General features: G+C 46.9%; 12 protein-coding genes and 2 tRNA genes. 12 read left to right on the forward strand and 2 right to left on the reverse strand.

Going from position 1 to position 13,266, the window contains the following annotated elements:
- Positions 1-32: 32 nt before the first annotated feature.
- The 3 genes from uvrC to LKD46_RS10165 all read left to right on the forward strand — a co-directional run bounded on the left by uvrC (position 33) and on the right by LKD46_RS10165 (position 3,887).
- Entirely contained in the window at positions 33-1,880 is a 1,848-nt protein-coding gene (gene uvrC, locus LKD46_RS10155; protein ID WP_110104054.1) for an excinuclease ABC subunit UvrC, read from the forward strand.
- A gap of 110 nt (positions 1,881-1,990) precedes the next feature.
- Entirely contained in the window at positions 1,991-2,938 is a 948-nt protein-coding gene (gene hprK, locus LKD46_RS10160; RefSeq protein WP_021651515.1) for an HPr(Ser) kinase/phosphatase, read from the forward strand.
- A 13-nt stretch (positions 2,939-2,951) separates the two neighbouring features.
- A complete protein-coding gene (locus LKD46_RS10165) occupies positions 2,952-3,887 on the forward strand; it encodes an ROK family glucokinase (RefSeq protein WP_021651514.1) in 936 nt (311 codons plus the stop codon).
- Between the two features lie 177 nt (positions 3,888-4,064).
- On the opposite strand, the gene LKD46_RS10170 is transcribed toward LKD46_RS10165, so the two are convergent.
- Positions 4,065-6,701, reverse strand: coding sequence for a transglycosylase domain-containing protein (locus tag LKD46_RS10170; RefSeq protein ID WP_059086826.1), 2,637 nt, complete (start codon positions 6,699-6,701; stop codon positions 4,065-4,067).
- A 178-nt stretch (positions 6,702-6,879) separates the two neighbouring features.
- On the opposite strand from LKD46_RS10170, the gene LKD46_RS10175 reads away from it, so the two are divergent.
- Positions 6,880-7,536, forward strand: coding sequence for a YigZ family protein (locus LKD46_RS10175; RefSeq protein ID WP_022426677.1), 657 nt, complete (start codon positions 6,880-6,882; stop codon positions 7,534-7,536).
- Between the two features lie 104 nt (positions 7,537-7,640).
- Here LKD46_RS10175 and LKD46_RS10180 read toward each other — a convergent pair whose 3' ends face one another.
- On the reverse strand, positions 7,641-8,159 hold the full coding sequence (locus tag LKD46_RS10180) for a peptidylprolyl isomerase (protein WP_021651510.1): 519 nt from the start codon (positions 8,157-8,159) through the stop codon (positions 7,641-7,643).
- 93 nt (positions 8,160-8,252) lie between these two features.
- Here LKD46_RS10180 and tsaE point away from each other — a divergent pair, with 93 nt between their 5' ends.
- The 8 genes from tsaE (at position 8,253) to LKD46_RS10220 (ending at position 13,086) form a co-directional block, all read left to right on the forward strand.
- The gene (tsaE, locus tag LKD46_RS10185; protein WP_015525922.1) at positions 8,253-8,693 is read left to right on the forward strand and encodes a tRNA (adenosine(37)-N6)-threonylcarbamoyltransferase complex ATPase subunit type 1 TsaE; all 441 of its coding nucleotides are present in this window, start codon (positions 8,253-8,255) and stop codon (positions 8,691-8,693) included.
- Entirely contained in the window at positions 8,690-9,415 is a 726-nt protein-coding gene (gene tsaB / locus LKD46_RS10190; RefSeq protein WP_110104053.1) for a tRNA (adenosine(37)-N6)-threonylcarbamoyltransferase complex dimerization subunit type 1 TsaB, read from the forward strand. Before tsaE ends, tsaB begins: the two co-directional genes overlap by 4 nt.
- Positions 9,412-9,855: a ribosomal protein S18-alanine N-acetyltransferase gene (rimI, locus tag LKD46_RS10195; RefSeq protein ID WP_110104052.1), complete on the forward strand. Its 444-nt coding sequence runs from the start codon at positions 9,412-9,414 to the stop codon at positions 9,853-9,855. Before tsaB ends, rimI begins: the two co-directional genes overlap by 4 nt.
- A gap of 77 nt (positions 9,856-9,932) precedes the next feature.
- Positions 9,933-10,844: a ribonuclease Z gene (locus LKD46_RS10200; protein WP_015525919.1), complete on the forward strand. Its 912-nt coding sequence runs from the start codon at positions 9,933-9,935 to the stop codon at positions 10,842-10,844.
- A 4-nt stretch (positions 10,845-10,848) separates the two neighbouring features.
- Complete coding sequence (gene tsaD / locus LKD46_RS10205; RefSeq protein ID WP_015525918.1) at positions 10,849-11,868, forward strand: tRNA (adenosine(37)-N6)-threonylcarbamoyltransferase complex transferase subunit TsaD; 1,020 nt, start codon at positions 10,849-10,851, stop codon at positions 11,866-11,868.
- Positions 11,869-11,889: 21 nt separating this feature from the next.
- Complete coding sequence (gene ispD, locus LKD46_RS10210; protein WP_015525917.1) at positions 11,890-12,594, forward strand: 2-C-methyl-D-erythritol 4-phosphate cytidylyltransferase; 705 nt, start codon at positions 11,890-11,892, stop codon at positions 12,592-12,594.
- 178 nt (positions 12,595-12,772) lie between these two features.
- Positions 12,773-12,858, forward strand: a tRNA-Ser gene (locus LKD46_RS10215).
- A gap of 139 nt (positions 12,859-12,997) precedes the next feature.
- Positions 12,998-13,086 (forward strand) — tRNA-Ser (locus tag LKD46_RS10220).
- The last annotated feature ends 180 nt before the right edge of the window (positions 13,087-13,266 follow it).

Consider the following 13,266-nt stretch of genomic DNA (forward strand, 5'->3'; position numbering starts at 1 on the left):
ATTACTGTAATAGTAAAACAGGAGAATAAAGTATGTTCATAATCGAGGAAGAATTAAAGAAGCTTCCGGCAAAACCGGGAGTTTATATCATGCATGGCGAGAAAGACGAGATCATCTATGTGGGAAAAGCCATAAGCCTTAAGAATCGTGTGCGCCAGTATTTCCAGAGCAGTCGTAATAAAGGTGCCAAGATTGAACGGATGGTTACACATATTACCAGATTTGAGTACATTATTACGGATTCGGAGCTGGAAGCCCTTGTGCTGGAGTGTAATCTTATCAAGGAACATCGTCCGAAATATAATACCATGCTCAAAGATGACAAGAGCTATCCGTTTATTAAGGTGACAGTTCATGAGCCATACCCGAGAGTGCTTTTTGCCAGGAGAATGAAAAAGGACAAGGCAAAATATTTTGGTCCCTATACAAGCGGCGGAGCAGTAAAGGACGTGATCGAACTGGTGCGAAAGCTGTATCAGGTGCGCTCCTGCAACCGCAGTCTTCCGAGAGATACCGGAAAGGACCGGCCCTGTCTGTACTATCATATGAAACAGTGCAAGGCACCCTGCCAGGGATATATCAGCCAGGAAGAATACCGGAAGAATATCAATAAGGTGATCAAATTTCTGAATGGAGATTTTCAGGACGCCATTAGTGAGCTGATGGAAAAAATGCAGAAAGCTTCGGAGGAAATGCGCTACGAAGATGCTATGGAATACCGGGACCTGATCAGCAGTATCCGGAAGATCGGGGAACGGCAGAAGATCACCGGCTACGGGCAGGAGGACAGGGACATCATTGCAGTAGCCATGGATGACAGTGAAGACCTCAGGGATCAGGATGCGGTTGTCCAGGTGTTTTTTATCCGGGATGGCAGGCTGATCGGCAGAGATCATTTTTATCTCCGTGTGGCAAAGGGCGATACAAAGGCGCAGGTCCTTTCCAGCTTTCTGAAACAGTTTTATGCGGGAACGCCATTTATCCCATCTGAGATCATGCTGCAAAGTGAGATTGAAGATGCAGATATCATCGAGGAGTGGCTGTCAGGAAGGAGAAAGCAGAAGGTACACATTCGGGTCCCGAAGAAGGGAACCAAGGAAAAGCTGGTAGAACTTGCCCTGGAAAATGCCCGTATGGTACTTGCCAAGGACAGAGAACGGATCAGGCGGGAGGAAGGACGAACCATCGGAGCTGTTCACGAGGTGGAAGAATGGCTGGGCTTGAAAAATGTGGTGCGCATGGAAGCCTATGATATTTCAAATATCAGTGGCTTTGAGTCTGTGGGATCCATGGTAGTCTATGAAAAAGGACGTCCCAAACGCAGTGATTACCGTAAGTTCAAGATCAAATGGGTACAGGGACCCAACGATTATGCCAGCATGGAAGAGGTTCTGACCCGAAGGTTCACTCATGAGAGTAACGGAGAATTTGACAGCTTTGCAAGGCTTCCGGATCTGATCCTGATGGATGGTGGAAGAGGGCAGGTAAATATCGCTCTGAAGGTGTTGAATGAGCTTGGGATAAGCATCCCGGTCTGCGGTATGGTCAAGGATGATCATCATCGGACGAGAGGCCTGTATTTCAACAATGTGGAGATTCCTATTGACACATCCGGCGAAGGCTTCCGTCTGATCACCAGGATCCAGGATGAAGCCCATCGGTTTGCCATTGAATACCATCGTTCCCTCAGGAGCAGGGAACAGGTCCATTCTATCCTGGATGATATCCCGGGGATCGGTGATACCAGGAGGAAAGCCCTTCTGCGTAAATTTAAATCTGTGGAAAATATCCGGGATGCATCGGAGAAAGAACTGGCACAGACAGAGAGCATGAATGCCAGAAGCGCCCGTCAGGTCTATGAATTTTTTCATAAATCCTGATGCTGCATTGCAGTTTCAGCAGTGATTGTGTATAATTAAAAATAAGGTGTCTCACGCCTCGGTAAAACGGCAGTGAGAATGCAAACTTTCAGCGAAAAGGAGACAAAAGTATGAAGGGTGTACAGTTGACAAAGATGGTACAGGAACTGGAGCTTAATAATCTGACTCCGGAGATCGACCTGTCAGGCATCGTGATCAAGACTGCGGAGATCAACAGACCTGCGCTTCAGCTTACCGGATATCTGGAGCATTTTGCCAATGAACGAGTTCAGATCATCGGATATGTAGAGTATACGTATCTGATGCAGCTTAATGAGGAGGAGAGACGTTTTAAATATGAACGTTTCATTTCCAGCAAGATCCCATGTGTTATTTTCAGTACCATGACTCGTCCGTCTCAGGACATGATCGATCTGGCTGTTAAATATAATGTTCCGACATTCGTGACAGAAAGAACAACTTCCAGTTTTATGGCAGAGATCATCCGTTGGCTGGGCGTGCAGCTTGCACCATGTATTTCTATTCATGGTGTGCTGGTTGATGTTTACGGCGAGGGAATCCTGATCACAGGTGAGAGCGGTATCGGTAAGAGTGAGGCAGCCCTGGAGCTGATCAAGAGAGGTCATCGTCTTGTCAGTGATGATGTTGTTGAGATCCGTAAGGTCAGTGACGTAACACTGGTGGGATCTGCGCCGGATATCACACGTCACTTTATCGAACTTCGTGGTATCGGTATCATCGATGTAAAAACACTGTTCGGTGTTGAGAGCGTTAAGGATACCCAGTCTATCGATCTCGTGATCAAGCTTGAGGAGTGGGACAGAGACAAGGAATACGATCGTCTTGGACTGCATGAGGAGTATACAGAGTACCTTGGAAATAAGGTAGTATGCCATTCTCTTCCGATCCGTCCGGGCCGTAACCTGGCGATCATCGTTGAGGCAGCGGCTGTCAATCACAGACAGAAGAAGATGGGATACAATGCGGCAGAGGCTCTGTACAAGCGTGTACAGGCAAATCTTGCGAAAAAAAGAGAAAATCCGGATGACGAAGAATAAGAGAGGGTAAGAAATGGGAACATATTGTTTTGGAATCGATGTAGGTGGAACAACTGTAAAATGCGGACTTTTCCGTACGGATGGTACTCTTGTTGAGAAATGGGAGATTCCAACCCGTAAAGAAAACAATGGAGATCAGATCCTTCCTGATGTGGCAGCAGCAGTAAATGCCAAGATGGAAGAAAAGGGTATCTCCAAAGAGGAGGTGGAAGGCGTCGGGATCGGTGTTCCGGGACCGGTAAACTCCAAAGGCGAAGTATCACGTGCAGTAAATCTCTTCTGGGGATATAAGAACGTTGTGGGAGAGATGGAAGAACTTACAGGTCTTCATGCGGAAGCTGGAAATGACGCCAATGTAGCGGCATTGGGAGAGGCATGGAAGGGTGCTGCAGCAGGCTCCTCCGATGTGATCATGGTCACACTTGGAACAGGTGTAGGCGGTGGTATCATTGTTGATGGAAAGATCGTGACCGGACATCACGGAGCTGGCGGTGAGATCGGACATGCCAATGTGGATCATCATGAAACAGAATCCTGCAACTGCGGAAACAGGGGCTGTCTGGAACAGTATGCTTCTGCGACCGGAATTGTCCGCATGGCAAAAAAAGAGCTTGCAGCTTCCGGTGAGAACAGTGTTCTCAGAGATGCCGAAGAGATTTCAGCAAAAGCAGTTCTGGACGCATTTAAGGAGAATGATCCGGTAGCTGTAGCAACCATGGAAAAGGTCGGAGAGCAGCTGGGTGGTGCTCTTGCCATTATTTGCTGTGTGACAGATCCGGAGACCATTGTTATCGGCGGAGGAGTTTCCAAGGCCGGACAGCCGCTTATTGACTGTATCCGGAAATATTACAGAGAGTATGCTTTTGAATCCTGCAAGGATACTCCTATCGTGATCGCGACACTTGGCAATGATGCAGGAATCTACGGTGCAGCCAAGATGGTACTTTAACCGAACCAGGGAAGTACCCTGCTTCAATTGCGAAAAGTAATAAGCGGTGGGTGGGACTTGCCTGAACTGATAAACTGCGAGACAGTAAGAAGTTATTAAAAGTAAAAAAAGTGGTTTCCATATTTCAGGAAACCACTTTTTTTATATGTTGTTTATGAAAGATACCTATAATGGAGATCATTCATAATATTCTACCGGATCTTCGCCGGTGTCATCGCCACCGGTATCATTGCTGTTATCATAGCTGCCGTCATCACCACCGGTGTTGTCGTCTGTTCCGGAATTGTCAGTATCATCACCGGTATTATCGGAACCGTCATCGGAATTGTCAGTATTGTCAGTGTCGGTGCTGTCAGTACTGTCCGGAGCTGCGCTTGGAATCGCTTCAGCTGCTGCATCGGTATCGGCGTCCGTATCTTCGTTATAATAATAGTCCTCTTCATCGTAATCGCTGCTGCCGTAGAAATGCTGATCACAGTATTCGGTGGGAAGACTGGAGATATCAAAATACTCTGTGATAGTCGGGCATCCGGATCTGGGAAGAAGACCGGTTTCTGCGCAGACACTGGCTTTTTCCACACTGGAAGGCATATCGAAATCTCTGTCCTCCAGGCCCTCGTGGATACGGGTCATAACCTTTTTCCAGAGATTTTTGTGGAAGTTACGGGCATCTTCCGGAATTTTTTCGTTGTTGTCATAGCCGGACCATACTGCACAGGTGTAGTACGGTGTGTAGCCTACGAACCACAGGTCATTGTAGTCCTCTGTAGTACCTGTTTTTCCGGCTACAGTCATATTGTCCAGCTGGCAGGCGGTACCGGTACCTTTTTTTACAACGTCTTCCATGGCGCTTGTAAGAAGATAAGCGGTACTGTCTTTGATCACAGATCTGGAAACGGAGGAGTTCTCGATCAGAACATTTCCGTCATGATCAAGGATCTGTGTATAATAGATCGGTTTGATATAGTTCCCGCCATTAGCAATGGCTGCATATGCAGCACAAAGTTCCACGTTCTTGACACCTTTGGTGATACCGCCAAGAGCAGTAGCCAGGTTGGCGTCACTCCAGATATTTCCGTTGGCATCTTTATCTGCCTCAGTTCCGTGAGCTAGTGTGGTGAAACCGAAATCATCCAGATATTTAAGGCCGAGAGCCGGGGTAACCTGCTCCAGGCATTTAACAGCTACAACGTTGATAGAATTCTGGATCGCTTTGCGGATGGTGGTCTCGCCGCCGTAGCTTCTTGAGGCGTTGTTGACAGGAGATCCGTCCGGGTATTCGTAAGGCTCATCCATAAAGGTTGTAGCAAGGGTATCGCCTTTTTCGTTCAGCGCCGGTGCATAGGTGGAAACGATCTTAAAGGTAGAACCAGGCTGTCTGGTCGTATCAGTGGCACGGTTCAGAGTCAGGCTGGCTGTTTTTTCACCACGGCCTCCGATCAGGGCTTTTACGTAACCGGTATGCTGGTCAATGACAGTCATGGAAGACTGTGGCTGTGGCGCAAAGTTTACACGCTCAGATACTACGGTGCTTCCGTCTGCCAGGATGTTAGCCTTGTATTGATCCACATACTGCTGACCTTCTTCAGGAGAATCAAAGAGAAGATCAAATTCCGGATCCTGATCACGGAAATACAGCTGCAGCATTTCTTTGCTGTAGTTTGTCTGTTTTCCATCCGGGCTTTGTACAGTCAGTGCATAATCCAGTTCATACTGAACATTGGCCGGATAGTTATCAGGGTTTGCATATTCCTCATCAAGGATCTGCTGCATGTTGGAATCCAGGGTTGTCATGATCTTCAGACCACCGCTGTAAAGAAGATTGGTAGCCTGTGTCTTGGTATATCCTTTAATGTTCATCAGGTCGCTGATGACCTGATTGGTAACCTCATCTTCGAAATACGTGTAAACGGTACTTTCTTCTTCGGTGTTCTCAAGCTGTGCGGCCTGGATACGGGAATAAACGTCATCATTCAGTGCTGCATTATATTCATCCTGTGAGATGTAATTCTGATCCAGCATGTGATCCAAGACTTCCTTCCGTCTCTTGGAGTTTGCCTTTGGATTGGTGATCGGATTGAATTTGGTAGGGTTCTGCGTGATGCCGGCAAGGGTGGCACATTCAGAAAGATTCAGATCCCATACGTCTTTGTTAAAGTATTTTTTGGAAGCGGCCTGTACACCGTAGGAACCTGCACCCAGGTTAATGGTATTCAGGTAATTCTCAAGAATCACATTTTTGTCATATTTTTTTTCAATCTGTACAGCAAGGTACTGCTCCTGGAACTTACGTGTGAAACGTTCCAGCTGTGTGGATTCGTTGGTCCAGTCAGTGAAAACATTATTCTTCAGAAGCTGCTGTGTGATGGTACTGGCACCCTCGGAAAAGTTACCGGTGGTGATCGCCTTCATTCCGGCACGTGCGATACCGCGGACATCAATACCGTTATGTTCATAAAAACGCTCATCCTCAATGGCTACCACTGCATGCTGCAGACTGACCGGGATCTGGTCCAGGGAGACCGGGAGACGGTTGGATGTAGGGGCTGAAAGCTGTCGGATCTGTGTTCCCTGGTCATCATACAGGAAGGTTGCATATCCGAGAGGTGAAATATCCACATCGTTGACGTCAGGTGCTCCGGCGATCACGCCCCGGAAGGAGCCGATACCAAGGCAGACAACCATGACGCAGACTGCGATCAGAGCTGTAAATAAAACCCGGATAAACGAAACATGTGCTCTTTTTTCCAGCATGGAAGTACGGGAGATCAGAGCATTCCGCTTCTTGGAAGTGGATCTTTTTCCGTAGTTCATAATATTCCTCCTTTATAATCCGTTTCATTATAACAAATATGGAAAGCCAAATAAAGCCTTAAAAAAAATTTCACAATTCATGATATCTTATACATTGTGCAATGAAGATAATTATTATACAATAAAGAAAACTCTGCCTGAAACAGAGGGTTGGATATAGATAACGGAGGCGTAAACCATGCTGGAACATTATAAAACCATATACGAAGGCGGCGAAGGCGAACTTGTGGAAAAAAAATCCCGTTTCATCGCAACCGTCCGTCCTGTGGAAACAGAAGAAGAGGCCCTTGCCTTTATCGAAGAAATGAAAAAAAAATACTGGGATGCACGTCATAACTGCTATGTATATTCCGTAGGGATGAACCGGGAAGCCACCCGCTGCAGTGATGACGGAGAACCATCCGGAACAGCCGGAAGGCCTATGCTGGATGTGCTTCTGGGAGCCGGGATCTATAATGCGGCCATTGTGGTGACCAGATATTTTGGAGGTGTCCTTCTTGGGACAGGAGGGCTTGTGCGGGCATATTCCGGTGCAGTCCAGGCAGGACTGGCGGCAAGTACCGTCATTGAGAAGCATCATGGAATCTCTCTTCAGGTGACGACGGATTATACAGGGATCGGAAAGATCCAGTATATCGCAGGAGAAAGAAGTTTGCCGATCCTGGATTCCGAATATACCGACAAGGTTGTCCTGAAGCTTCTTGTGCCGGATGATCAGGTCGAAGAGGTGAAGAAGGCGATCACAGAAGGAACAAACGGAAGAGCCGGACTTGAGAAGGATGCAGAACTGTATTTTGCGAAAGTAAACGGAGAAGTGAAGACCTTCGAAAAGTAAAAGAAAAGAGAATGTCAGTATAAAAATACCCCGGGAAGAGGGCAGATGATCTGTGTTACAGTCTGCTCTTCGCGGGGCTTTTTTATTTCAGAAAATTATTCCTGTTAGCATTTCTCCGGTTCCGGATAATCCACACCAAAGGTATCAACAGTCATGGAGCTGATCTTCTGCTCGTCAAGAGGACGGTCACTGTAGTCCGTGTCTGTCTCTGCGATAGCATTTACAACATCCATGCCCTCAATGATCTGACCGAATGCAGCATAGCTTCCGTCAAGATGCGGAGCAGCCTTGTGCATGATAAAGAACTGGCTTCCGGCAGAGTTCGGATTCATGGCTCTTGCCATGGAGAGAACACCTGGTGTATGCTTCAGGTCGTTTTTGAAACGGTTCTGGGAGAACTCACCCTTGATGCTGTATCCCGGGCCACCCATACCGGTTCCGTCCGGGCATCCGCCCTGGATCATAAAGCCGTTGATGACACGGTGGAAGATCAGGCCGTCATAAAAGCCTTTTTTTACAAGGCTGATGAAGTTATTTACTGTGTTCGGGGCAACTTCCGGATATAATTCCGCTTTCATTACATCGCCATTATCCATTGTGATGGTAACGATAGGATTTGCCATAGTTTTCGCACTCCTTTTCAAAAAGTATTGTATTTCGCTGTTCGCTCTATTATAATATGCAAAGAATAATTGTGCAAGAAAAAGGTGGAAAATATGGTCATAGAAACGCATGATCCTGAGGAAACATTCGAGGTCGGAAGGACGATCGGAATGAATGCGAAGCCGGGACAGATCTACACACTGACAGGCGATCTGGGAGTTGGAAAAACCGTGTTCACACAGGGAGTGGCAGCAGGTCTTGGAATTACAGAACCTGTAAACAGCCCTACGTTTACCATTATCCAGGAATATGAAGACGGACGTCTGCCATTTTATCATTTTGATGTATATCGTATCGGGGATCTGGAAGAAATGGAAGAGATCGGATACGATGATTATTTTTTCGGGCAGGGAATCTGTCTGATCGAATGGGCGGAACTCATTGAGGAGATCCTGCCGGAAAAAAGGATTGAAGTTACCATTGAAAAAGATCTTGAGAAGGGCTTTGAATACAGAAAGATCACCATTGAGGAGAGAGGAGAAAAGACAGAATGAGAGTTTTGGCACTGGACAGTTCCGGAATCGTGGCATCCGTAGCCGTTGTGGAGGACGATATACTGGTAGCAGAATATACAGTTAATTATAAGAAAACACATTCCCAGACTCTTCTTCCCATGCTGGATGAGATCGTGAAGATGACAGAGCTGGATCTGAAGACGATTGACGCTATTGCGGTAGCCAAGGGACCGGGCTCTTTTACCGGACTCCGTATTGGCTCTGCCACAGCCAAGGGACTTGGACTTGCCCTTGACAAACCCCTGGTCGGGATTCCGACTGTGGAGGCACTGGCCTATAATCTCTATGATGTAAACGGACTGATCTGTCCGATCATGGATGCCAGAAGAAAGCAGGTTTATACGGGAATCTATCGTTACGAGGATCACAGGCTCATGACGGTAAAGGATCAGATGGCAGTGGGAATTGAGGAGCTTCTTTCCATGCTGAATGAGATGGGAGAAACCGTAACATTCCTCGGAGACGGAGTCCCGGTATTTAAAGATATCATCGCAGATAAGCTTACTGTACCGTTTTCTTTTGCACCGGCCCATCTTTCCAGACAGAGAGCAGGTGCTGTAGGTGCACTTGGTGTCCTTTATTATAAAGAAGGCAGAATCGAGACAGCGGCTGAGCACAAACCGGATTATCTCCGTGTTTCACAGGCTGAGCGGGAGCGTGCCCAGAAACTGAAAAAAGGATCAGAAGGGGAAAACGCATGATCTTAAGAGAAATGCTTGTGGATGATCTGGATCAGGTTATGGAGATCGAAGAGGAACTTTTTTCAGTCCCCTGGACAAAAGAGGGATTTCTGACATTTCTTATGAAAGAGAACGGGATGTTTCTTGTTGTGGAAGAAAAGGGCCGGATCCTGGGATATTGTGGTCTTCTTACGGTGCTGGATGAGGGGGATGTGACCAATGTGGCTGTCCGCAGAGAACGTCAGAGAGAGGGAATCGGAAATTTCCTTATGGAGAGTATGATCCGTCTGGCAGAAGAGCGTGGGATCACCATGATCCATCTGGAGGTCCGGGCAGGAAATGAGACTGCGATCCGGCTTTATGAACGTCAGGGATTTGTGCGGGATGGCCTGCGAAAGGGGTACTATACAGATCCCACAGAGGATGCTGTTCTTATGACACGCACCGCAGTTTCTGAATAGGCTTACCCGGGAGAGGTACTTGTCTGTACGGGATAAGTATGCTAAACTTTGCCACAGAACAGGAAAAGAGGAAAAATATGTTAGATGTTTGTTTACTTGGCTGCGGAGGAATGATGCCGCTGCCACGCAGATGGCTTACCGCACTGATGACCCGTTATAACGGCAGCAGTCTGATGATCGATTGCGGGGAAGGCACTCAGGTGGCCATTAAAGAAAAGGGCTGGAGCTTCAAGCCTATTGATGTGATCTGTTTTACCCATTATCATGGGGATCATATCAGCGGACTTCCGGGACTCCTTTTGACTATGGGAAATGCAGACCGCACAGAACCGCTGACTCTGGTAGGCCCAAGAGGACTGGAACGTGTGGTAAGCGCACTTCGTGTGATCGCACCGGAGCTGCCCTTTGAAATTAAATTTATCGAGATCACGAAACCGGAGGAAGTTCTGGAACTGAATGGGTACCGGATCACTGCATTTCGGGTGAACCATAATGTTACCTGCTATGGATATACCCTTGAGATCCTGCGCCAGGGAAAATTTTCTCCTGACAGTGCCAGAGAGCATGAGATCCCGCTGAAATTTTGGAATCCGCTGCAGAAGGGACAGACTGTGGAGGATGAAGGAAGGATCTACACACCGGATATGGTGCTTGGTCCGCCAAGAAAAGGGATCAAGCTTACCTATACCACAGATACCAGACCGACAGAGTCTATTTTACGTAATGCAAAAGGTTCCGATCTTTTTATCTGTGAGGGAATGTATGGTGAAGATGACAAGATCGAAAAGGCAAAAGGCTACAAACACATGACGTTTCGTGAAGCGGCCACTCTTGCCCGTGATGCGGAAGTGGGGGAAATGTGGCTGACCCATTACAGCCCTTCTCTGGTACGTCCGGATGATTACATGGATACAGTACGTGAGATCTTTCCGAAGGCATGGCCGGGAAAAGACGGGAAGAGTGTGGAACTGAATTTTGAAGAGGACTGAAAAAATGAAAGATACATTAATTCTTGGTATTGAGAGCTCCTGTGATGAAACGGCAGCTTCCGTTGTAAAAAATGGAAGGACTGTCTTATCAAACGTGATTTCCTCACAGATCGAGATCCATAAACTGTACGGAGGTGTTGTACCGGAGATCGCCTCCAGAAATCATATAGAAAGGATCAACCAGGTCATCCAGGAAGCGCTGGACGAGGCAAATGTCACTCTGGATGATATTGATGCTATCGGTGTAACCTATGGACCGGGGCTTGTCGGTGCACTTCTTGTAGGTGTGGCAGAAGCCAAGGCTATTGCCTATGCAAGAAACCTGCCACTGGTAGGCGTGCATCATATAGAAGGCCATGTTTCTGCCAATTATATTGAGCATCCGGATCTGGAACCGCCGTTTCTCTGTGCCATTGTATCCGGTGGACACACCCATCTTGTTATTGTGAAGGACTACGGCCAGTTTGAGATCCTGGGCCGAACCAGAGACGATGCGGCAGGTGAGGCATTTGATAAGGTTGCACGTGCCATTGGGCTGGGATATCCGGGAGGACCGAAGATCGATAAGCTGGCAAAGGAAGGAAATCCGGACGCTATCGAGTTTCCACGTGCAAAAATCGGCGAAAATCCATATGATTTCAGCTTCAGCGGCGTGAAGTCCGCAGTTCTTAATTATTTAAACGGGGCAAAAATGAAAGGTGAGGAAGTAAACCGTGCAGATATCGCGGCATCCTTCCAGAAGGCGGTTGTTGACGTACTGGTAGAGCATACCATGCAGGCAGCAGCTGATTTTGGCATGAAAAAGGTTGCCATTGCAGGAGGTGTTGCTTCCAACGGAGCACTTCGCACTGCTATGGAAAAAGCATGTACAGAACGTGGATACAAATTTTACCGTCCGTCACCGATCTTCTGTACGGATAACGCAGCGATGATCGGTGTGGCAGCTTACTATGAATATATCAGGGGAACACGCCACAGCTGGGATCTGAATGCGGTTCCGAACCTGAAGCTTGGCGAAAGATAAAAGAATCCGGGGTAATTGATCATGGGAGAGTGCAGAAATACAGCTATTGTCCTGGCAGCAGGCCAGGGAAAGAGAATGCACAGCAAAATACAGAAGCAGTTTATGGAGCTTGACGGGATGCCGGTGCTCTGTTATTCTCTGCGCTGTTTTCAGGAAAGTCCGCTGATCAGGGATGTGATCCTGGTAACAGGGGAGGAGTATGTTTTCTGGTGCAAAGAAGAAATCGTGGAAAAATATGGTTTTACAAAGGTTTCTGCTGTAGTATCCGGCGGAAAAGAACGGTACGATTCTGTTTATGAAGGACTTCGTGCGTGTAAAGACACAGAGTATGTGCTGATCCATGACGGTGCCAGACCATTTATTGATCATGGGATCATTGAAAGAGGACTTATGGCAGCAGCACAGACAGGTGCCAGTGTTACAGGCATGCCTTCCAAGGATACAGTTAAGATCGCAGATGAGGATGGGAATGTCAGTGAAACTCCGGATCGCAGCAGTGTATGGATCGTCCAGACTCCGCAGATCTTTCAATACCCGCTGATCTATGGCGCATATACCAGCATTCGGCAGAAGGAAATGACCGGAATTACAGATGATGCCATGGTTGCAGAACATGAGACCGGGGTGAAGATCCGCTTTTCAGAAGGTTCTTATCGCAATATTAAGATCACAACACCGGAAGATCTGGTGGTTGCGGAGGCATTTTTGAAGGAAAACAGAGAGTAGAATAGAGAGTAGAACAGGGTGAAAATCCCGGTAAATATGGACATATAGCAGAAATTGAAGCTATATGTCCAATTTTTTGAAAAAAATATCAAATTTGTTATTGACAGGGGAGATATTTGATGATAGAATACAACATGCGCTGACAAAACAGCACAAAAAATGTTGGAAAACATTATATGGAGAGATATCGAAGTGGTCATAACGAGGCGGTCTTGAAAACCGTTTGTCCGCAAGGGCGCGTGGGTTCGAATCCCACTCTCTCCGTTTGTCAAATACAGAATAAAAACTTTTTAAAAAAGTAAAAAAAAGTACTTGACAACATAAAAGATACGAGATATAATATCACCTGTCGCTGAGAACGGCAGAGATAAATATCGGAACTACTTAGTAAGTAGGGCAATTTGGAGAAGTACCCAAGCTGGCCGAAGGGGCTCCCCTGGAAAGGGAGTAGGTCGTTAACGCGGCGCGAGGGTTCAAATCCCTCCTTCTCCGCTTTAATTTTTTTGAAGACTAAATGCTTCAAAAAAATTAAAAAAAGTTCTTGACAAGCAGTTGAGAATGAGATAAAATGAACAAGCTGTCCGAGAGACAGACGCAACAAACCTTGATAACTAAACAGTGAAACACATACGATTCTCGAAAATTTCTTTACATTTAAAGAACGGTTTAAAC

The sequence above is a fragment of the Blautia fusiformis genome (assembly GCF_020686995.1).
GTDB lineage: Bacteria > Bacillota > Clostridia > Lachnospirales > Lachnospiraceae > Blautia_A > Blautia_A fusiformis.